This is a genomic window from Citrobacter gillenii (assembly GCF_013337685.1).
GTDB lineage: Bacteria > Pseudomonadota > Gammaproteobacteria > Enterobacterales > Enterobacteriaceae > Citrobacter > Citrobacter gillenii.
The window spans coordinates 460,810-480,426 of the sequence record NZ_SUQN01000001.1 but is presented as its reverse complement, the minus strand read 5'-3'; the positions used below and the strand labels follow the sequence as shown (position 1 = coordinate 480,426).

16 protein-coding genes are annotated in these 19,617 nt (G+C 53.7%); 6 read left to right on the top strand and 10 right to left on the bottom strand.

Annotation, left to right across the window (positions count from 1 at the left end):
- Positions 1-8: 8 nt before the first annotated feature.
- Positions 9-677 (bottom strand): GTP cyclohydrolase I FolE, encoded by a 669-nt coding sequence (gene folE, locus FCH32_RS02225; RefSeq protein ID WP_096756482.1) that lies wholly within the window; start codon positions 675-677, stop codon positions 9-11.
- Between the two features lie 322 nt (positions 678-999).
- Here folE and fghA point away from each other — a divergent pair, with 322 nt between their 5' ends.
- Both fghA and FCH32_RS02215 read left to right on the top strand, forming a co-directional pair.
- Positions 1,000-1,836, top strand: a complete 837-nt coding sequence (gene fghA / locus FCH32_RS02220) for an S-formylglutathione hydrolase (RefSeq protein ID WP_174360412.1) — start codon at positions 1,000-1,002, stop codon at positions 1,834-1,836.
- A gap of 275 nt (positions 1,837-2,111) precedes the next feature.
- On the top strand, positions 2,112-4,097 hold the full coding sequence (locus tag FCH32_RS02215) for a ligand-gated channel protein (RefSeq protein WP_174360411.1): 1,986 nt from the start codon (positions 2,112-2,114) through the stop codon (positions 4,095-4,097).
- Positions 4,098-4,164: 67 nt separating this feature from the next.
- Here FCH32_RS02215 and lysP read toward each other — a convergent pair whose 3' ends face one another.
- Positions 4,165-5,640: a lysine-specific permease gene (gene lysP, locus FCH32_RS02210; RefSeq protein WP_096756479.1), complete on the bottom strand. Its 1,476-nt coding sequence runs from the start codon at positions 5,638-5,640 to the stop codon at positions 4,165-4,167.
- 160 nt (positions 5,641-5,800) lie between these two features.
- The gene (gene yieE / locus FCH32_RS02205; protein WP_115258025.1) at positions 5,801-6,670 is read right to left on the bottom strand and encodes a DNA-binding transcriptional regulator YeiE; all 870 of its coding nucleotides are present in this window, start codon (positions 6,668-6,670) and stop codon (positions 5,801-5,803) included.
- Positions 6,671-6,801: 131 nt separating this feature from the next.
- On the opposite strand from yieE, the gene FCH32_RS02200 reads away from it, so the two are divergent.
- Together FCH32_RS02200 and nfo are read left to right on the top strand one after the other, a co-directional pair.
- Positions 6,802-7,851 carry a YeiH family protein gene (locus FCH32_RS02200; RefSeq protein ID WP_117343461.1) on the top strand — a complete coding sequence of 350 codons (1,050 nt, stop codon included), beginning with the start codon at positions 6,802-6,804 and terminating at the stop codon, positions 7,849-7,851.
- Positions 7,852-8,000: 149 nt separating this feature from the next.
- Positions 8,001-8,858, top strand: coding sequence for a deoxyribonuclease IV (nfo, locus tag FCH32_RS02195; protein WP_115258023.1), 858 nt, complete (start codon positions 8,001-8,003; stop codon positions 8,856-8,858).
- Between the two features lie 63 nt (positions 8,859-8,921).
- On the opposite strand, the gene fruA is transcribed toward nfo, so the two are convergent.
- The 3 genes from fruA to fruB are packed head-to-tail and all read right to left on the bottom strand — an operon-like array spanning position 8,922 to position 12,692.
- Positions 8,922-10,607: a PTS fructose transporter subunit IIBC gene (fruA, locus tag FCH32_RS02190; protein ID WP_117343459.1), complete on the bottom strand. Its 1,686-nt coding sequence runs from the start codon at positions 10,605-10,607 to the stop codon at positions 8,922-8,924.
- A 16-nt stretch (positions 10,608-10,623) separates the two neighbouring features.
- Positions 10,624-11,562: a 1-phosphofructokinase gene (fruK, locus tag FCH32_RS02185; RefSeq protein ID WP_003834544.1), complete on the bottom strand. Its 939-nt coding sequence runs from the start codon at positions 11,560-11,562 to the stop codon at positions 10,624-10,626.
- Entirely contained in the window at positions 11,562-12,692 is a 1,131-nt protein-coding gene (fruB, locus tag FCH32_RS02180) for a fused PTS fructose transporter subunit IIA/HPr protein (RefSeq protein ID WP_096756470.1), read from the bottom strand. The genes fruK and fruB overlap by 1 nt, the downstream gene beginning before the upstream one ends.
- A 368-nt stretch (positions 12,693-13,060) precedes the next feature.
- Between fruB and setB the strand changes: the two genes are divergently transcribed.
- A complete protein-coding gene (gene setB / locus FCH32_RS02175) occupies positions 13,061-14,242 on the top strand; it encodes a sugar efflux transporter SetB (protein WP_117343457.1) in 1,182 nt (393 codons plus the stop codon).
- On the opposite strand, the gene FCH32_RS02170 is transcribed toward setB, so the two are convergent.
- The gene (locus FCH32_RS02170) at positions 14,239-14,493 is read right to left on the bottom strand and encodes a YkgJ family cysteine cluster protein (protein WP_115258019.1); all 255 of its coding nucleotides are present in this window, start codon (positions 14,491-14,493) and stop codon (positions 14,239-14,241) included. The genes setB and FCH32_RS02170 overlap by 4 nt on opposite strands.
- Positions 14,494-14,650: 157 nt before the next feature.
- Here FCH32_RS02170 and yeiP point away from each other — a divergent pair, with 157 nt between their 5' ends.
- Positions 14,651-15,223, top strand: coding sequence for an elongation factor P-like protein YeiP (yeiP, locus tag FCH32_RS02165; RefSeq protein ID WP_096756467.1), 573 nt, complete (start codon positions 14,651-14,653; stop codon positions 15,221-15,223).
- A gap of 56 nt (positions 15,224-15,279) precedes the next feature.
- Here yeiP and torD read toward each other — a convergent pair whose 3' ends face one another.
- From torD to torC, 3 genes are read right to left on the bottom strand one after another with little or no spacing between them, the layout of a single operon-like run.
- Positions 15,280-15,912: a molecular chaperone TorD gene (gene torD, locus FCH32_RS02160; protein WP_174360410.1), complete on the bottom strand. Its 633-nt coding sequence runs from the start codon at positions 15,910-15,912 to the stop codon at positions 15,280-15,282.
- The gene (gene torA, locus FCH32_RS02155) at positions 15,902-18,400 is read right to left on the bottom strand and encodes a trimethylamine-N-oxide reductase TorA (protein WP_174360409.1); all 2,499 of its coding nucleotides are present in this window, start codon (positions 18,398-18,400) and stop codon (positions 15,902-15,904) included. The genes torD and torA overlap by 11 nt, the downstream gene beginning before the upstream one ends.
- A 15-nt stretch (positions 18,401-18,415) precedes the next feature.
- Positions 18,416-19,543: a pentaheme c-type cytochrome TorC gene (gene torC / locus FCH32_RS02150; protein WP_174360408.1), complete on the bottom strand. Its 1,128-nt coding sequence runs from the start codon at positions 19,541-19,543 to the stop codon at positions 18,416-18,418.
- Positions 19,544-19,617 lie beyond the last annotated feature (74 nt).

Here is a 19,617-nt window from a genome sequence, read left to right as displayed (position 1 = left end):
TGCCCTTGTCAGTTGTGGTGACGTACAGCGCGCAGGAATTCCTGACGCGTATTCTGGCTGGATTTAAATAATCCGCCCAGTGAGGTGGTCGTAGTGGCGCTGGTCGCATCGCGAATACCGCGCGCTTTCACACAGTAATGCACCGCATCAATCGACACCGCCACATTATTGGTACCCAGCAGGGTTTGCAGTGCGGTCAGGATTTGTTGGGTCAGACGCTCCTGCACCTGCGGACGCTGGGCAAAGAATTGCACGATACGGTTAATCTTCGACAAACCAATCACGGATTCTTTCGGGATATACGCCACCGTCGCTTTGCCATCGATAGTGACAAAGTGATGTTCGCAGGTGCTGGTCAGCGTGATATCACGAACGGTGACCATTTCATCAACCTTCATTTTGTTTTCAATGACGGTGATTTTAGGAAAATTGGCGTAATCGAGACCGGAAAAAATCTCATCGACATACATTTTTGCGATGCGATGCGGCGTTTCCATCAGGCTGTCATCGCTCAAATCGAGATTGAGCAATTGCATAATCTCGGTCATATGGCCGGAGATAAGACGTTTGCGCGTTTCGTTATCCATCTCTTGCACGGGCGGGCGCAGCGGTGTTTCGAGACCACGCGCAACCAGCGCTTCATGAACCAGGGCCGCTTCTTTACTGAGTGATGACATTTATTCTTCTCCTGCAGGTGTGGCGCCTCTGCCCTGCGTGGGGCAAAGTTTTTAGGCTGTGTCACAGCCAGAACATTGTGCGTGAGGCTGCGCACATAATCCAGTATTCACCGCGATAATTATTGAAATTGGCACCGCCTTTCAGCGTGTGGCTTTCATGCACCGCTCGATCGGGTCGATACGGAGTGTTAACGCGAGGTTATATAGATGATGATGTATGTTTGCCCATTGCGGAAGTGAAAGTTACTCACGGCATCATGAATTATCTGTATTATGGTGAATTCGCAAACATATTCAGATTCAACACAACAAGGAGCCGTGCATGGAAATGCTCGAAGAGCACCGCTGTTTTGAAGGCTGGCAGCAACGCTGGCGTCATGATTCCGCCACCTTAAATTGCACCATGACCTTCAGCATTTTTCTCCCACCGCCGTGCGAAAATACGCCGCCTCCGGTACTGTACTGGCTGTCGGGCCTGACCTGTAATGATGAAAACTTTACCACCAAAGCGGGTGCGCAGCGCATTGCGGCTGAGTTGGGGATCGTACTGGTGATGCCGGATACCAGCCCACGCGGTGAACACGTTGCGAACGATGACGGGTACGATTTAGGCCAGGGCGCCGGCTTTTATCTCAATGCTACCCAGGCTCCCTGGGCCGCGCATTTCCGCATGTATGATTATTTGCGGGATGAGCTGCCGCAGCTTCTCCAAGCGCATTTTAACGTCAGCGAGCGCTGCGCCATCAGCGGACACTCCATGGGCGGTCACGGCGCATTGATTATGGCGCTGAAAAATCCCGGCAGATACACCAGCGTTTCCGCCTTTGCACCGATTGTTAACCCCTGTCGCGTGTCGTGGGGCGTGAAGGCGTTTAGCGCCTATCTGGGCGAGGATAAATCGACCTGGGCCGAATGGGACAGCTGCGCATTAATGTTAGCCAGTAAACCGGAAGAGGCAATTCCAACGCTTATCGATCAGGGTGATAGCGATCAGTTCCTTGCCGATCAGCTCCAGCCCGCCGTACTGGCGGAGGTAGCCCGTCAGACCGCGTGGCCAATGACGTTACGTATCCAGCCAGGCTTTGATCACAGCTATTACTTTATTGCGTCGTTCATTGAAGATCACCTGCGCTTCCACGCGCAGTATCTGCTGAAGTAACCCCCCGAGGGCGCAAGCCCTCTTTGTTTCTCCATCATTCCTTCACTTTTTCTCCTTTTTTATTTAACAGCTATCTCTTTGATTTTATAAACACTTCCCATAATATCACATCAAACACAAATGATTTCTATTATCATTTGTGTTTACAAAAATTCATACTTTTGTACAATCCCTCCGCTTCTTTACTGAAAAGAGTCCTTAAAAGACAAATACATACAATTGTCATGGCCTTTCACATGACACGCAGTTAGATTCATTTAAATGGAATGATACAAATGACTATACCTCACGTTAGGGCCGTTGCTGCCGCAGTATGCGTCGCCAGCCTCCCATCACTCGTCTATGCCGCTGACCAGGATACCGTAGTGGTCACCGCGACCGGTTTCGAGCAAAAGATTCAGGATGCCCCCGCCTCTATTTCTGTGATCACCAAGCAGCAAATTGAGGATAAAGCCTACCGCGATGTCACCGATGCGCTCAAAGACGTGCCTGGCGTCGTCGTCACGGGTGGCGGTAGCAGCAGTGATATCAGCATCCGCGGGATGGCCTCGCAGTACACGCTCTTCCTGGTCAACGGTAAGCGGATCAGCACACGCGGCACGCGACCGAACAGCGATAACTCCGGCATTGAACAAGGCTGGCTGCCGCCGCTGGAATCCATTGAACGCATCGAAGTGATCCGTGGCCCCATGTCATCGCTGTACGGCTCCGATGCAATGGGCGGGGTGATTAACGTGATCACCAAAAAGGTATCGAATACCAAAGGCTGGAGTGGTTCTCTACATGGTGACGCCACCTTCCAGGAAGACCGTGACTCCGGCGATATTTACCAGACTAACGCCTATGCGTCCGGGCCGCTGATTGACGGATTACTCGGCGCAAAAGTCACCGGGTTATTCTCTCACCGTGCCGAAGATGAAATCGTCAATGGTTATAACGAACAGCGTATGCGTAATGGGGGATTAACCCTGAACCTTACGCCGGATGATAAAAACGACATTGACTTCGATTACGCCCGTGAACTGCAGGATCGCGACAGTACGCCAGGTAAATCCACAGCAGAAGAAAGCTGTCGCAACGGAAGCTGTAAGCCAAACAGCAAAAGCGAAAACAAGTATGTGCACACGACATATTCATTAACCCACAGCGGTTACTACGACGACTTCAACACCACCAGCTATATTCAGCAGGAAGAGACCGATAACCCGGGTCGTCAGATGAAGTCCTATAACACTATTTTTAACAATCAGAACCAGATTTTCCTCGGGGCACATACCCTGACGGCAGGCGGACAGTACCGTTATGAAAAACTGCGCGATAATGGTAACCAGCTGGAAGCGGCAGACGGTCTGAACAAGCTGACCCGCTGGAGCTGGGCGCTGTTTGCTGAAGATGAATGGGCCGTAACCGATACCTTCACGCTGACCGGCGGCCTGCGTATGGATAAAGATGAAAACTACGGTGATAACTGGACACCACGCGGCTACGGCGTATGGCATCTCAGCGATCAATGGACCCTGAAAGGCGGCGTGTCTGCAGGTTACCGCGCGCCGGATCTGCGCCAGTCGTCAGCAAGCTGGGGACAGGTGACTGGCGGTGGTCGTCTGAACGGCATCATTGTGGGCAACCCGGATCTGAAACCGGAAAAGAGCCTGAGCGAAGAAATCGGCCTGCTGTGGGATAACGGCAACGACCTCAACGCGGGCGTGACGCTGTTCAACACCGACTTCAAAGACAAGATCACCGAAGTTCGCCGCTGTAACAGCAGCGCCGATCCGGCCTGTACCATCGGCGGAACCCACTATGATTTTGTCAGCGATCGCGTTAACGTCGATGAAGCCAATATGCGCGGCGTAGAATCCACCTTCGGCTGGAAAATCACCTCCGATCTCAACTGGACGGCAAACTACACGTTCACCGAATCTGAACAGAAAAGCGGTCAGTTCTCCGGTCAGCCGTTAAACAAAATGCCGAAGCATATGTTTAACACCACGCTGGACTGGCAGGCCACGCAGGATCTCGGATTCTGGAGCCGTCTGAACCTGCGCGGGAAAACCTCTGAGTACCTGAGCCGTACGTCGATGGCTCAAGGGACACCGTCCTATACTCAAGTCGATGTTGGTGTGCGTTACTACGTGAGCAAGGATGTGCTGGCCACCGCTGGCGTGTACAACGTGCTGGATAAGCAAATCGATTACGAGACCTATGACACCATACTCGATGGTCGTCGTTACACGGTTGGCCTGACCTATAACTTCTAAGTTTGGCGCAATAAAAAACCCCGGCATTTACCCTGCCGGGGTTTTTTGTTATTTCTTGCCAAAATGCTTAAGACGATTTCTTCACGCGATCCGGGAATTGCATTTCGCTGTAACGCACGAAACGCGTCCCTCTGGTCAGTTTATAGCCGAACCAGATAATCAGGAACAGCGGAATACCAATATAGGTCGCCATCACGCCACCCCAGTCAATGGTGTCTCTCAGGAACGCTTCGTAGTTTTGCCCCAGGGTGATTATCAGGCACAGCACGAACGCAAAGATCGGTCCCAGCGGGAAGAAGCCTGAACGATACGGCAGATCGTTTATATCACGCCCCTGCATCACATAACCGCGACGGAAGCGATAGTGGCTGATGGCAATCCCCAGCCAGGCGATAAAGCCCGTCATACCGGAGGTGTTCAGCAGCCACAGGTACACGGTCTGGTTGCCAAACATAGAGGTCAGGAAACACAAACCTGCCACCACCGTGGTCGCATACAGCGCATTACGCGGGACGCCGCCACGAGACAATTTGGCGAAAATACGCGGCGCTTTGCCGTCGCATGCCAGGGTGTAGAGCATGCGCGTTGAGGCATACATACCGGAGTTACCCGCCGACAGCACCGCGGTCAGGATCACAGCGTTCATTACCGCAGCCGCAGAAAGCAGGCCCGCGTGCTGGAAGACCAGCGTAAACGGACTGACGCTAATGTCTTTCACATCGTTGCGCAGCAGGCTTGGATCGGTATACGGAATAATCAGGCTGATAATCAGGATCGCGAACACATAGAACAGCAGGATTCGCCAGAACACCTGACGCACCGCGCGCGGAATGTTCTTCTCAGGATCTTCAGATTCACCCGCCGCAATACCGATAAGTTCAGTACCCTGGAAGGAGAAGCCGACGATCATCGCCACACCAATCATGGCTGCAAAGCCACCGGCGAAAGGTGCATCTCCCGTAGTCCAGTTGCTCCAGCCCACCGGCTGAGCGCCTTTGAAGATGCCGAAAATCATCAGCACGCCAACCGCGATGAAGATAATAACGGTGGTGACTTTGATCAGCGAGAACCAGTACTCTGCTTCACCAAAACCGCGAACAGAGATGTAGTTCAGCAGGAAGATGACGCACAGGAACAGCGCACTCCAGATCCAGCCTGGCGTATCCGGGAACCACCAGCTCATCACCAACTGCGCAGCGACCAGGTCGACGGCAATGGTGACCGCCCAGTTGTACCAGTAGTTCCAGCCCAGCGCGAAGCCAAAGCCTTCTTCTACATAGTTCTGACCGTAAGTGGAGAACGAACCAGAAACCGGCATGTACGCAGCCAGTTCACCGAGACTGGTCATCAGGAAGTACACCATCAGGCCAATCAGAATATAGGAAAACAGCGCGCCGCCTGGACCCGCCGCAGAAATGGTTGCACCAGATGCAACGAAAAGACCCGTACCGATGGAACCGCCAATGGCAATCATCGTCAGGTGGCGCGCCTTCAGTTCACGACGTAGCGTGGGCGCTTCTGTGGTTTTAGTTTCGGAAACCATGGGAAAATGCTATCCATCCAAAAAATGAGGCGCGATTGTAGCAGACGAAATGGCATTCTTCCGGCACAAATACGCTGTTATAAGAGACCTTCATGACTGGCCGTGGATTATAAGTAAAGCCGAAAATAGTCGGCATGCTGCCTGAAAAAATATCGCCGCCCTACTGCTGGTCGCTGTAGCGTAAAAAGCGCAGCAGCGCATTGGAGAGATGTTTTTGACGGTGATGGACACGCCAAAGAGTACGGACTAAACGCGGTAACGGTACAGGCACTTCACTCAGCGTTCCCGCCTGTAGCTGCTCCTCAATCACCCGACGTGACAGGCAGCTAATCCCTAACCCATGACGCACAGCATGCTTAATGGCCTCGGAGTTACCCAACTCCATGGCCATCTGAAATCGCGGCAAATGAGATAACAGTAGGTAATCCACCAATTCACGCGTACCGGACCCGCGCTCACGCAGGATCCACGGTGAAGCCGCCAGTTGTTCCAGCGTAACGGGACCTTTTACCAGCGGTGACGTCGGTGCAGCAAACACCACCAGCTCATCCTCCAGCCAGGGTTCTGAGATGATTTCCGTACTGTGGCATGGCCCTTCTATCAGTCCAATGTCGACCCGGAAATCCAGTACGGCATTAATTACGTCCAGGCTGTTCCCCACGCTCAGTTCCAACGGCAGATCGGGAAAATCATGACGATAGTGGGCAATCATGGCAGGTAAAATGTAATTGCCGATGGTGCTGCTGGCATAGACGCGAATCGCCCCATTATCTTCCCGGAAAAGCTGTTCTATCTCGGCCGTTTGCTCAAGCAGCGCCAACGCGCGGGGATAGAGTAAACGCCCGTGCTCATTGACCACCAGACGTTTACCTACGCGATCGAACAGCTGTACGCCAAGCTGGCCTTCTAAATCAGTCAGCGCTGCGCTCACTGCGGATTGCGACAATGACAGCATGACAGAGGCCTGGGTTGTCGAGCCACTTTTCAGTACCTCGGCAAATACTTCAAGTTGTCGCAGGGTGATATGCATGGTCGTTTTCCTCTAGATGGCCCGTGTTTACCACTTATTCAGATTAATTATAAATATATAATCAATTTTATTTTTAAACCACTTCACCTTACTATTTTCTCCAAGAAATCATTCCATTGACAGGAGGGGTTATGACCGAACTCGCCCTAAAGAATCATCGACGTACAGTGTGGCATTTTATTCCGGGGCTTGCCCTGAGCGCAGTCATCACCGGAGCCGCGTTATGGGGTGGTTCTATCCCCGCGGTTGCGGGGGCCGGGTTCAGCGCCCTCACCTTAGCCATTTTACTGGGGATGGTCCTCGGCAACACCGTCTATCCGCACATCTGGAAAAGCTGTGACGGCGGCGTACTGTTTGCGAAACAACATTTATTGCGACTGGGGATCATCCTTTACGGCTTTCGTCTCACCTTCTCGCAGATTGCTGACGTGGGTGTCAGCGGGATTGTGATCGATGCGTTGACGCTGACCAGCACCTTTATGCTTGCCTGCTTCCTCGGCCAGAAGGTGTTTGGTCTGGACAAACACACCAGTTGGCTGATTGGCGCCGGGAGCAGCATTTGTGGTGCCGCGGCGGTACTGGCAACAGAGCCGGTCGTGAAAGCAGAAGCCAGTAAAGTGACGGTCGCTGTCGCCACCGTGGTCATCTTCGGTACCATTGCTATCTTCCTGTACCCGGCGATGTATCCGTTGCTTTCGCACTGGTTTAGCCCTGAAACCTATGGGATTTACATTGGGTCAACCATGCATGAAGTCGCACAGGTTGTCGCTGCCGGACATGCGATTAACCCGGATGCAGAAAACGCAGCCGTTATTGCCAAAATGCTGCGTGTCATGATGCTGGCTCCGTTCCTCATCCTGCTGGCCGCTCGTGTGAAACAACTGTCTCCGGCTAACGGCGGCGAAAAGAGCAAAATCACCATTCCGTGGTTTGCCATCCTGTTCATTGTGGTGGCGATATTTAACTCGTTCCACCTGCTGCCGCAGTCTGTGGTGAACATGCTGGTCACCCTCGATACCGTGCTGCTGGCAATGGCGATGGCCGCACTTGGGCTGACCACTCACGTCAGCGCGCTGAAAAAGGCCGGTGCCAAACCGTTACTGATGGCGCTGGTGCTGTTTGTCTGGCTGATTGTCGGTGGTGGTGCAATCAACGTTTTGATTCACAGCGTAATGGCATAATCAAACACGACTAACCCCCGTTGACCCGCTATACTCTCCCCTTTTGTATTTGAGTATGGCGGGTTTTTCCCGTCATATTTCGAGTTGCAGGCGCTGCTCAAAACGTATTGCGTTTTGTCCTGCAACTCGAACTATTTGGGGAATCAATTATGAAATATATTGGAGCGCACGTAAGCGCCGCTGGCGGTCTGGCCAATGCCGCTATTCGCGCCGCAGAAATCGATGCCACCGCATTCGCCCTGTTCACCAAAAATCAGCGCCAATGGCGCGCCGCGCCGTTGACTACTGACGTCATTGATGACTTCAAGTCGGCCTGCGAAAAGTATCACTTTAGCAGCGCACAAATTCTTCCTCACGACAGCTACCTGATTAACCTCGGCCACCCGGTCAGCGAGGCGCTGGAAAAATCACGCGATGCCTTTATTGATGAAATGCAGCGTTGCGAGCTGCTGGGGTTATCCCTGCTTAACTTTCATCCGGGCAGCCATTTAATGCAGATCCCGGAAGACGAATGCCTGGCACGCATTGCCGAGTCCATCAACATTGCCCTCGCGCAGACCCAGGGCGTAACCGCAGTTATTGAAAACACCGCCGGGCAGGGCAGCAATCTTGGCTTTAAGTTTGAGCATCTGGCCGCCATTATCGATGGCGTAGAAGATAAATCCCGCGTGGGCGTCTGCATTGATACCTGCCACGCCTTCGCCGCCGGATACGATCTGCGAAGCGCCGCCGAGTGTGAAAAGACCTTTGCCGAATTCGAACGTATTGTCGGCTTTAACTATTTACGTGGGATGCACCTGAACGATGCCAAAAGCACGTTTGGCAGCCGCGTTGACCGCCATCACAGCTTAGGTGAAGGCAATATCGGTCACGACGCCTTCCGCTGGATTATGCAGGATGACCGTTTTGACGGCATTCCGCTGGTGCTGGAAACCATCAATCCAGATATCTGGGCGGAAGAAATCGCCTGGCTGAAAGCACAGCAAACCGATTCTGCCGCCGCCTGATCGGGTGGATTGAGTGAATAAAAAAGGGCCGATGATTCGGCCCTTTTGTATCAGCAGCAGAAATTATGCTTTCGCCACCGCGTCCTCTTCTGGACGTTTCAGGAAGGCATAAGACAGACCCGCTACCAGCGTACCGGCAATAATCGCCAGCAGGTATCCCACTACCGGCGTAATCGCGCCAGGGATCAGCAGCACAAACAGGCCGCCGTGAGGCGCCATCAGCTTCGCACCCACCGCCATCGACAGTGCGCCGGTCAACGCGCCACCGACGATGCAGCATGGCAGCACACGCATCGGGTCACGGGCGGCGAACGGGATCGCCCCTTCGGTGATGAAGCACAGGCCCAGCACCAGAGCCGCTTTGCCCCCTTCACGCTGTGCGTTGTCGAATTTACGACGCGCCACCAGCGTAGCCAGACCCAGCGCCAGAGGGGGAACCATCCCCGCCGCCATAATAGCCGCCATCGGTGCATACGTCTGCGTACTGAGCAGGCCGACACCGAAAGCATACGCCGCTTTGTTGACCGGACCGCCCATGTCGGTACACATCATGCCGCCAAGAATCGCCCCAAGCAGCACTGCGTTCGCCGTTCCCATGGTTTGCAGCCAGTGGGTCAGGCTTTCCAGAATACCGGCAACCGGTTTACCAATCAGGTAAATCATTGCCAGCCCAACCACCAGGCTCGATAGCAGCGGAATGATCAGGATTGGTTTCAGCGCTTCCATACTTTGCGGCAGCTTCAGCTTGGTGCTGATGAGTTTCGCCACGTAACCGGCAAGGAAACCGGCGATAATCCCACCAATAAAGCCAGAACCTGTACTAACCGCCAGCATACCGCCGATAAGACCCGGCGTCAGACCGGGACGGTCAGCGATGGAAAATGCAATATAACCCGCCAGAACCGGCACCATGAGCGCAAAGGCTGAACCGCCGCCAATTTGCATCAACGCCGCAGCCAGTGTGCCCGGCTCTTCAAATGCTTTAATACCAAAGGCAAAAGACAGTGCAATACACAGACCACCGGCAACCACCATCGGCAGCATGTAAGACACGCCGGTCAGCAGGTGACGGTATGCACCTGCGCTCTCTTTCTTACCTTCTGTTGCTCCGGACTGCCCATTCCCTACAGGCTGGTACGGCGTCGCTTCGTCTACGGCTTTATCCAGCTCTTGCTTGGTTTTCTTCAGCGCCAGTCCGGTAGAGGTGCGGTACATCGGTTTTCCGGCAAATTTCGCCAGATCAACTTCAATATCCGCCGCCACAATCACCAGATCGGCCTGCGCCACCTCTTCCGGGGTGATCGCATTGCCTGCGCCTACTGAACCACGGGTTTCAACCTTCACCCACCAGCCGCGTTTTTTGGCTTCAGTTTCAATGGCTTCCGCCGCCATAAACGTATGCGCCACGCCGGTCGGACAGGCCGTTACCGCCACCACGCGTTTGGGGCCACTGCTAGCTACAGGCGCTGCCGCAACCGGTGCGCTGTAGGGTTTCGCATGACCTTTCGCTTCGCTCAGGAACAGTTCAGGATGCGCCACCGCACGGGAGATATCTCCCAGCCAAACTTTTTTGCCGTTCAGCGCACTGTCGTTAGGGAGGGTGTCACCCAGGACAATCGCCATCTCTGCATCATTCGGATTATCGATAATATCCAGATGCGCTTTTTGTGCCGCCGCTCCAAGCAGGGTTTTCGCCATGTAAGCGCGAGCCTGGCCGAGATTAGCGTCAATAATCAGCAGCGTTTTCATTATGCCTCTCCTGCTGTCAGTTAAACGGTTTTAAGTCGACGCGCGCCATCATCGCGGCCAACTGAGGACGATCGGTAATGCCGACATTGCTTTGGCTTACCGCCAGGGCGGCAACGGCAGTCGCCAGACGCAGAGTGTGTTCGCTGGACTCACGCATCAGCAGGCCATAAATCAGACCGCCAACCATCGAATCCCCTGCGCCTACGGTGCTGACAACCTCAACTGACGGCGGTTTAGCAATCCATTCGCCAGAAGCGTTAACCCACAATGCACCTTCCGCACCGAGGGAAATCACCACATGCGCAATACCCTGCTCACGCAGCGCATGCGCAGCTTCAATCACATCTTTCATTTCTGGCAGCTTACGGCCCGCCCAGATTTCCAGCTCACGACGGTTGGGTTTCACCAGCCATGGCGCCGCTTTCAAACCTGCAACCAGCGCTTCACGACTACTATCAAAGATAATGCATGGACACTGACTGCGCAGGCGCGTCATCCAGTCGGTGAAGGCTTCCGGACTCACGCCGGTTGGCAAACTGCCGCTGACGCAGACCATGTCGAATTGGCCCAACCAGCTCAGGGAGTCATTCACAAAGCGTTCCCAGTCCGCCGGGGTGACTTCAAAACCGGAAAAATTGAAGTCAGAAACTTCACCGTCTTTTTCAGTCAGCTTGACGTTAATACGGGTACGCCCCTGCACCACCTGAAAACGGTTGGCAATCCCCAGTTCGCTGAACAACTGCTGAAAGCCATCCTGGTTATCTTTACCCAGAAAACCACCCACCGTGACGTCGATCCCCAGGTCTTTCAGTACCTTGGCAACGTTGATGCCTTTACCCGCGGCATGCAGGCCGGTCGTTTTTACCAGGTTCACTTCACCGCGTTCAATTTCCGGACAAAAGCCGACCAGGTCATAGGCTGGATTCAGGGTAATAGTTGCGACACGTCTGCTCATTATGCGCCCTCCCCAAGACCGGCTGCGATGGCCTCGCCAATCGCTTTCAGCGCCTGTTCAGCATCTTCGCCCTGGGCGGTAAAGCGCAGGTGATGTCCTTTCTTCACGCCCAGCGCCACAACTTTCATCAGACTGCGTCCATTTGCCGGTTTTCCGGTTCCATCAAGATTTGTCACGGTAATTTCACTGTTAAATTGTTTAATGGTATTCACCAGCATGGTGCCCGGACGGGCGTGTAAACCATGCTCATTGCGCACAACAAACTCTGCGCTCAGCACATCATCAGTTAACGCATCATCACTGGTCAGCAGGGCCAGTACGGTCGCTGCATCCGCTTTCAGCAAGCGGTCAGCTTTATTTTCCAGCAGCAAATCGCTAAGGCGCTTGAGCACTGCCACGGGCTGATCGTCATTCATCGCGACGGTCACCAATAGCGCGGCCGTCTCGCCTTCTACGTCGAAGGCATTTGCCGCTCGGCTGAGCGCAACTGCGCTTCGCAGATTGCCTTGAGCACAATCATTCAGCCAAATCCCCTGGCCGAGGTTCAGCGGTTGCTCATTGATAGCCGTGGCAACAAAGTTAGCATCAACCGCACCCGCTTCTTTCAGACGCGCGGCGTTCAGGGCTTGCAGCGTGACCAGCGAACCGGCGACCACGTCCAGCGACAGCATGTCGTTGTCGAGCTTGAGCTGTTCACTCTGCTTTTCACCCATCAGCAACGCGCGCAGTTCTTCTGCGGTGGTGGCGGATTTCAGCTGTTCAGCCACCGAATCATCGCTGAGTACGTGTGTCAGCTGACGCAGCAAACCCAGATGTTCGTCGGAGCTGGCCGCAATACCAATAGCCACATATGCAACCTGGTCTTCACCCCAGGTAATACCTTGCGGAAACTGGAATACCTGCACCCCGGTTTTCAACACCTGATCACGGGTGTCCGTGGTACCGTGAGGAATAGCAATACCGTTGCCGAGGAAAGTAGATGTTTGCTGCTCGCGCGCCAGCATGCCGTTGACGTAGCCTTCCGCCACGTTGCCAGCCTGCACTAACGCGGCAGCAACCTGGCGAATGGCCTCTTCTTTATTTCCGGCCTGTTCGCCCGGGTGAATATCCTGAACAGATAACTGGAACATGGTTCTCCTCTCCTGCCGAATTGAAACGATTCAGCTAACATGAGAAAAAAGGCGCCACCCAACTCCAACACTTAAGAAAAGATGACGCTGAAACGTTTCAAGAAGTTTTGCGCTTTCTGCTTCAGCACGCAAGTAAAGTTAGCAATTTGCTTGCTGAATTTAGATATAACGCACATTTTTTCTTCTGTGCATCAATAATTGCTGACATAGAAAGGAAGCTAAGTTATCGATTTCAGCATCGTCAGCAGACTGTTTTTAGAGACTGAAATGCTATTTTGATTTTTCATGCCGATTTTGATTTCGCGCCCTGTTTATTTTCTGACAGGCAGCGTAAACTCCGCGTCTCTTCACATCACAGATATTGAAACATGCATAACACCCCGGTAGCCGCCTCCCCCAAGTCGTTTGATTTAACGTCTTCGGCGTTCCTGCTTGTCGCTTTTCTTACGGGTATCGCCGGCGCATTGCAGACCCCTACGCTCAGCCTTTTTCTGACCGATGAAGTTCATGCCCGTCCGGGTATGGTCGGTTTCTTTTTTACCGGTAGCGCTGTCATCGGCATCCTGGTAAGCCAGTTTTTAGCTGGGCGTTCTGATAAGAAGGGCGATCGCAAAAATCTGATCGTTTTTTGCTGCGTACTGGGGATGCTGGCCTGTGTGCTGTTTGCCTGGAACCGTAACTATTTTATTTTGCTGTTTGTCGGCGTCTTCCTCAGTAGCTTTGGATCGACCGCTAACCCGCAAATGTTTGCCCTCGCCCGCGAGCATGCTGACCGCACGGGCCGGGAAGCCGTCATGTTCAGCTCTATTTTGCGTGCTCAGGTTTCGCTGGCATGGGTGATTGGCCCGCCGTTAGCTTACGCGCTGGCTATGGGTTTCAGCTTTACGGTGATGTATCTGAGTGCCGCCGTTGCGTTTATCGTCTGCGGCGTCATGGTGTGGTTGTTCTTACCGTCGATGAACAAAAATGCCTCCCTCGCCACGGGCGCGGTGGAAGCCCCGCGTCGTAACCGGCGCGATACGCTGTTGCTGTTCGCTATCTGCACATTAATGTGGGGCACCAACAGCCTGTACATCATTAATATGCCACTGTTTATCATCAACGAACTGCATCTGCCGGAAAAACTCGCAGGCATTATGATGGGCACCGCCGCCGGGCTGGAAATACCGACGATGCTCATTGCCGGATACTTTGCTAAACGTCTGGGCAAGCGTTTGTTGATGCGGATCGCCGTGGTCGCCGGTTTCTTCTTTTATGCCGGAATGCTGTTGGCGCATTCGCCGGTCATTCTGCTCAGCTTGCAGCTGCTGAACGCGATTTACATCGGTATCCTCGGCGGTATTGGCATGCTCTATTTCCAGGACTTAATGCCAGGACAGGCGGGTTCTGCAACCACTCTTTACACCAACACCATCCGCGTGGGCTGGATTATTGCCGGATCGCTGGCCGGTATTGCCGCTGAAATCTGGAACTACCATGCGGTGTTCTGGTTTGCGCTGGTGATGATTATCGCCACGGTCTTTTGCCTGGCGCGGATCAAAGACGTTTAAGGTGCGGTGAGCGCTTCAAGCTCAATAAGGTACACCATAGCCTGGCGCGTTGTCTGACCACACATTTCAGCGCTGGGCTGTAAGCCTGCACACACTTTTGGCCGCAGTGTGGAACCAAAAATTTTACAGCGCAGGAATTCATCAAGCTGAACGCATGGCGTATTGGCGGGCTTGCCCTCAGGCATGCCGGGGATAGGGCTGGAGATAGAAGGCGCAGTGCAACATGCGCCACAATCCGGACGGCATTCCATACAATATTCTCTTTAAGGTAAACCCGCGGATTGTGTAGGTAGCGAACAGTACCACCTTTTTTGCACCCGCAAAAGTGCGAATTCCGCTTGCCTGAATGACCCGGCGCGAGTAGTTTGACGCGATATTTTAGACACTCCTCACTACAGGATTTTTTCGATGCCAAGAGCGAACGAAATTAAAAAAGGTATGGTACTGAACTACAACGGCAAGCTGCTGATTGTAAAAGATATTGATATTCAATCACCGAGCGCGCGTGGTGCAGCCACGCTGTACAAAATGCGTTTTTCTGATGTCCGTACCGGCCTGAAAGTCGAAGAGCGCTTCAAAGGCGACGATATCGTGGATACCGTCACCCTGAGCCGTCGTGGCGTTGATTTCTCTTACGTCGATGGCAACGAATATGTCTTTATGGATAAAGAAGACTATACCCCGTATACCTTCACCAAAGACCAGATCGAAGAAGAGTTGCTGTTTATCCCGGAAGGCGGAATGCCGGACATGCAGGTGCTGACCTGGGACGGCCAACTGCTGGCGCTTGAACTGCCGCAGACCGTAGACCTTGAGATTGTTGAAACCTCACCTGGCATTAAAGGTGCGTCAGCCAGTGCACGTAACAAGCCAGCCACCCTGACCACCGGCCTGGTGATCCTGGTTCCTGAGTATCTGAGTGCCGGTGAGAAAATCCGCATTCATATCGAAGAACGCCGTTATATGGGGCGTGCAGACTAACGTTTCTGCTAAGACACAGACTAAAAGGGACAGCACAGGCTGTCCCTTTGCTGTTTTCAGCGCTGACTGCTGAGATAAAAATCATCCATCAATAATGATTCCAGATACTGCTCATCCTCGCGCATAAAACGCACGATGACATTAACCGCCTGAGGGTAAAAGCCCTTGCCGTCGCGATGCTTACAGCTATCCCGGAACAATGATGCCCAGCACATAATATGATGATGCAAAAAGTAATATTGCTCAGAGACGCTCTGCTCTTTGCCCACCATTCTCGCCATTAATGCCAGCTGTACCGCAATATGATCGGCAGGTTCATTTTCCCGCGCAGCCAGTCCCTGTTCGACTAACAGCACATTCATTTGCCGTCGTTCTTCAGGTGCCGTCGTGTGCGGGTAATGCCCTGCATAAGGCGACACGCTCTGTGGAGGGGCCAGCAAAAACAGTGAAGCAAAATCGGCCGCCAGCTCCAGTTGTCGGCATTCGCGCCGCAGTATCTGAGCCAGACTACGCTCTAACTTTTTGACGTCAGCAGCCAGTCCGGGGATCCCCGTCAGTGAGGTCATCCACTCCCGGCTCTCCTCGCTCTCAAGACGGGCTAATTGCTTCTCGTCCAGCTCACGAAACAGCAGTTGCGAAAACCACTGATACACCGCGGCCCGTTGCTGATGAATGTGATTATGCGGCACTGGCCCCCTCCTCTTTCACTGTCTCAGGACCACCGAAAGCCGTCACCTGCGGGGCCTTCTGCTGGTAGCGTTCAACTTCTACCAGCACGCTATGCGCGGAAGGGCCTTGCGCCAGCTGCGATGTTCCAATATCCGCACTCAGGACATTCGGATCGCCATAGGTGCATAGCGTCCCGGCTTTCCCGCCTTCCTGCGGGGAATACCACGCGCCCTCATGAATGCGGATCACGCCAGCGGGAAAATCGGCGCTAATCACTACGCCCGCCAGCACCTGACCTCGGGCGTTAAAGACGCGAGCAATATCTCCGGCTTTTAAACCGCGGGCGGTTGCATCCTGCTCGCTGATGTAGAGCGGTTCTCTGCCGGCCACCGCGTAGGTGTTACGAAACGCCTCGCTTGAGCATAACTGCGAGTGCAGACGCTTGTCCGGGTGACAGGATTGCAGATGCAGCGGATATTTATTCGTCTTGCCCTGATGGCTACGTTCAAACGGCTCCATCCACACCGGGTGTCCTGGACAATCTTCATATTGAAAACCCGCGATGGTTTTACTGTAGATTTCAATAAGCCCCGACGGGGTGCCTAACGGATTAAGATCGGGCTGGTCGCGGAACTCACCGTGACGCACCCACGGCTGCCCCGCCGGATATTCAACGTATCCGTCCCCTTTCCAGAAGGTGTTAAAGTCCGGTAAGGTAACGCCGAGAGACGCGCCCATCTTCACGCCTTCGTCATAAAGCGCTTGTACCCACTGCATTTCATCGCGGTTTTCACGGTATACCGCTTCTTTATCAAAGCGCTTACACAGCCCGGCAAACACATCAAAGTCATGACGCGCTTCAAATTGTGGTTTGACTACCTGATGCAGCGCCATCAGCCCTTTATTCGAATGGGTGCCAAACTGCTCAATGTCGTTACGCTCAAAACGCGTGGTGACGGGCAGGACAATATCGGCAAAACGACAGGATGCAGTCCATTGGTGATCTAACACCACGACGGTTTCCAGCTTCTTCCATGCCTCAATCATGCGGTTGCGATCCTGCTGCGCATGGAACGGATTGGCCGCGCTGTAGACGGCCATTTTGATATCAGGCCAGGTTAACGTTTCACCGTTGAAGGCAATTTTCTTACCCGGCGCAAGCAGGCAGTCGACGATACGCGAGGTGGGAATATGCGCCGATGCGCCACGAAAATCCGCTTTATATTTCGCCTCTGGGGGATTGTTAATACTTCCCAGCCCCGACAGCACAGGCCCGACCGACGTTACCGTTCCACCGCCGTTGTAGTGCCAGCCAAATCCTACGCCGCCGCCCGGTAAACCAATTTGTCCGACCATGCTCGCCAGCACCACCAGCATCCAGGGATACTGCTCTCCGTGGTGCATACGCTGGACGCACCAGCCGCCCATAAACTGCGTGCGGCCTTTCACCAGCAGGCGAGCGAAGTCGCGGATCTGTTCTGCGCTCAGGCCACAGATTTGGGCTGCCCACTCGGCATTTTTCGGCTGCTTGTCAGTCTCGCCCGTCAGGTACGGTAAAAACTGTTCAAAGCCGACGGTGTAATCGTTAATAAATGCCGTGTCGTACAGTTTTTCTTCATACAAGGTGTGCGCGAGCGCCAGCAGCAAAGCAACATCGGTTTGCGGTCGCAGCGCCAGTTGTTCAGCACCCAGATAGTTTTGCGATTTACTGCGCACCGGATCAACGCTGATGACGCGCATTTTGCCCTGTGCGACCGCCTCTTTAATCTGCTGCCAGTAGCCAAACGCTTCGTGGTCGGGTACCAGGAATTCTATCTGCAAATTCTTAATCGGATCGCAGCCCCACAACACGATGGTATGGGTATTCTCAATCACCAGCGGCAGCGAGGTTTGCTGCTCGTAGACTTCCAGCGAACCAATCACATGCGGCAAGATGACCTGTGCAGCCGCCGCCGAGTAGTCGCCAACGGTGGTGACATAGCTCCCGTGCAGGCCGAGCCCCCTGTCCATTGCGCCACCTGCTTTATGGTATTTGCCCACCATTTGCCAGTCGGCCAACCCGGTAAATACGCCGGAAGATCCGTAGTTTTTTTGCACCCGTTCCAGCTCTTCGTAAAACAGATCCAGCGCCCGATCCCAACTGACCCGCACAAAACGGTTATCACCGCGCTGGCTGCGGTCTGATTTTTCACGCTTACGTAACCAGTCTAGACGGACCATCGGGTAGCGGACTCGCGAAGGGTTGTAGACCACTTCACGTACTGCATTCAGCATATCGCACGGATATTTGTCGTGTTTAAAGGGCCGGGTTTCGGTCCACTCGCCGTTGACCACTTTGGCTTCAAAAGCGCCGTAATGCGAGCCGGACTGGATCCACTGTTCAGGGTTTTCTCCTGCCGCCCATACCTTTGATATCAGCGGGTTCGGCGCCAGCGCACTGGCGGCACCTACCGCCAGCATACCGCTCAGAAAACGGCGACGGGACGGATTAAAATCGTGAATATCCATACATTATCCTCTTTATTATTGGGGGGCAGGCACATCGCTGGCGTGCGTCTGGAGGTATTTCAACAGCGTGCGTTCTTCCACCGGATTAAGCCGGTAATAGGTCGACATCGCTTTTAGTCCGGCAATCCAGCCATTGGCGGTATAACGGATGGTCGGCGGTGTGCTGTGGCAGGCGCTGCAGGTGGATTGCAGCATTTGTTCCGAGTATTCCCACACCGGTGCAATACTGGTGATAAGCCCCTGCACGGAGGTCCATGCGGTCACGCTCACTTGCTGCCACTGCTGGTGCGAATCTGGGTCAACCTGGGTTTGCAGAATTTTTACGTTTGCCATCAGGGAATCATCAAGCACCGCGGAGAAAACGCGTTTGCCCATAAACTGCGTGATCACCCGCCCACGACCTTTGCTTTCACGCCACCCCGTCACTTCCAACTGGACATTACTGCCCTCTTTTTTCAGAACTCTGACTTCGGTGGCCGGAAAAAGTAGCGCTTTACCGGCGGGACTCCCAGCCGTTGCCGTCAGGGCTTTCTCGCCTAACGAAAACAGCGTGGTCGCCTCCGACGGCGTCTCTCCCTGGCGTTGGAGTTGCTTAAACCGATCGCGAAAGCCGCTACTCATATCAGGCTTGTGATGGGCAATACCTTTGTGACAGTCAATGCAGTTGCTGTCTTTCGCCGCCGCTGCGGTCATTTGTGCCGCTGCATTCGTCGATTGCTTGCCGTGATCCATCGCCTCATAGCTATGGCAGGATTTACAGGCCGCTGAATTATTGGCGCTCATTCGCGCCCATTCCCGCTGAGCAAGTTCTGCCCGCTTGGCGGTAAACTTTTCAGGCGTATCAATCGACGGTGAAATAAACGTATGGTAGAGATCGTTCAAGGCTTCCGTTTTGCGCAGAAGCGTCGGAACGATGCCTGGTGGAATATGGCAATCCTTACACTCGGCACGCACGCCGGAGGCATTGCGAAAATGTATGCTGGTCTGATATTCCTCCCCCACCGTACGCATCGAATGGCACGACAAACAAAACTCGGTGCTACTGGTGTAATGCACGCCTTGCCACGTTCCCCAAATGGCAAAGGCCATGGCAACGGCTCCACCGAATGCCCACCATAGTGCGTTCTTTCTCATCCACGACATATTTGGCTCCCTTATTTTAATAGCGACACGCTAAGGGATATTAAAAAAGGAGAATAGAGACACCGGCAGCAGAG

Bases quoted from the DNA above. Each gene is read 5' to 3' on its own strand.
- folE (WP_096756482.1), bottom strand. From the start codon at position 677: ATGTCATCACTCAGTAAAGAAGCGGCCCTGGTTCATGAAGCGCTGGTT.
- fghA (WP_174360412.1), top strand. From the start codon at position 1,000: ATGGAAATGCTCGAAGAGCACCGCTGTTTTGAAGGCTGGCAGCAACGC.
- FCH32_RS02215 (WP_174360411.1), top strand. From the start codon at position 2,112: ATGACTATACCTCACGTTAGGGCCGTTGCTGCCGCAGTATGCGTCGCC.
- lysP (WP_096756479.1), bottom strand. From the start codon at position 5,640: ATGGTTTCCGAAACTAAAACCACAGAAGCGCCCACGCTACGTCGTGAA.
- yieE (WP_115258025.1), bottom strand. From the start codon at position 6,670: ATGCATATCACCCTGCGACAACTTGAAGTATTTGCCGAGGTACTGAAA.
- FCH32_RS02200 (WP_117343461.1), top strand. From the start codon at position 6,802: ATGACCGAACTCGCCCTAAAGAATCATCGACGTACAGTGTGGCATTTT.
- nfo (WP_115258023.1), top strand. From the start codon at position 8,001: ATGAAATATATTGGAGCGCACGTAAGCGCCGCTGGCGGTCTGGCCAAT.
- fruA (WP_117343459.1), bottom strand. From the start codon at position 10,607: ATGAAAACGCTGCTGATTATTGACGCTAATCTCGGCCAGGCTCGCGCT.
- fruK (WP_003834544.1), bottom strand. From the start codon at position 11,562: ATGAGCAGACGTGTCGCAACTATTACCCTGAATCCAGCCTATGACCTG.
- fruB (WP_096756470.1), bottom strand. From the start codon at position 12,692: ATGTTCCAGTTATCTGTTCAGGATATTCACCCGGGCGAACAGGCCGGA.
- setB (WP_117343457.1), top strand. From the start codon at position 13,061: ATGCATAACACCCCGGTAGCCGCCTCCCCCAAGTCGTTTGATTTAACG.
- FCH32_RS02170 (WP_115258019.1), bottom strand. From the start codon at position 14,493: ATGGAATGCCGTCCGGATTGTGGCGCATGTTGCACTGCGCCTTCTATC.
- yeiP (WP_096756467.1), top strand. From the start codon at position 14,651: ATGCCAAGAGCGAACGAAATTAAAAAAGGTATGGTACTGAACTACAAC.
- torA (WP_174360409.1), bottom strand. From the start codon at position 18,400: ATGGATATTCACGATTTTAATCCGTCCCGTCGCCGTTTTCTGAGCGGT.
- torC (WP_174360408.1), bottom strand. From the start codon at position 19,543: ATGTCGTGGATGAGAAAGAACGCACTATGGTGGGCATTCGGTGGAGCC.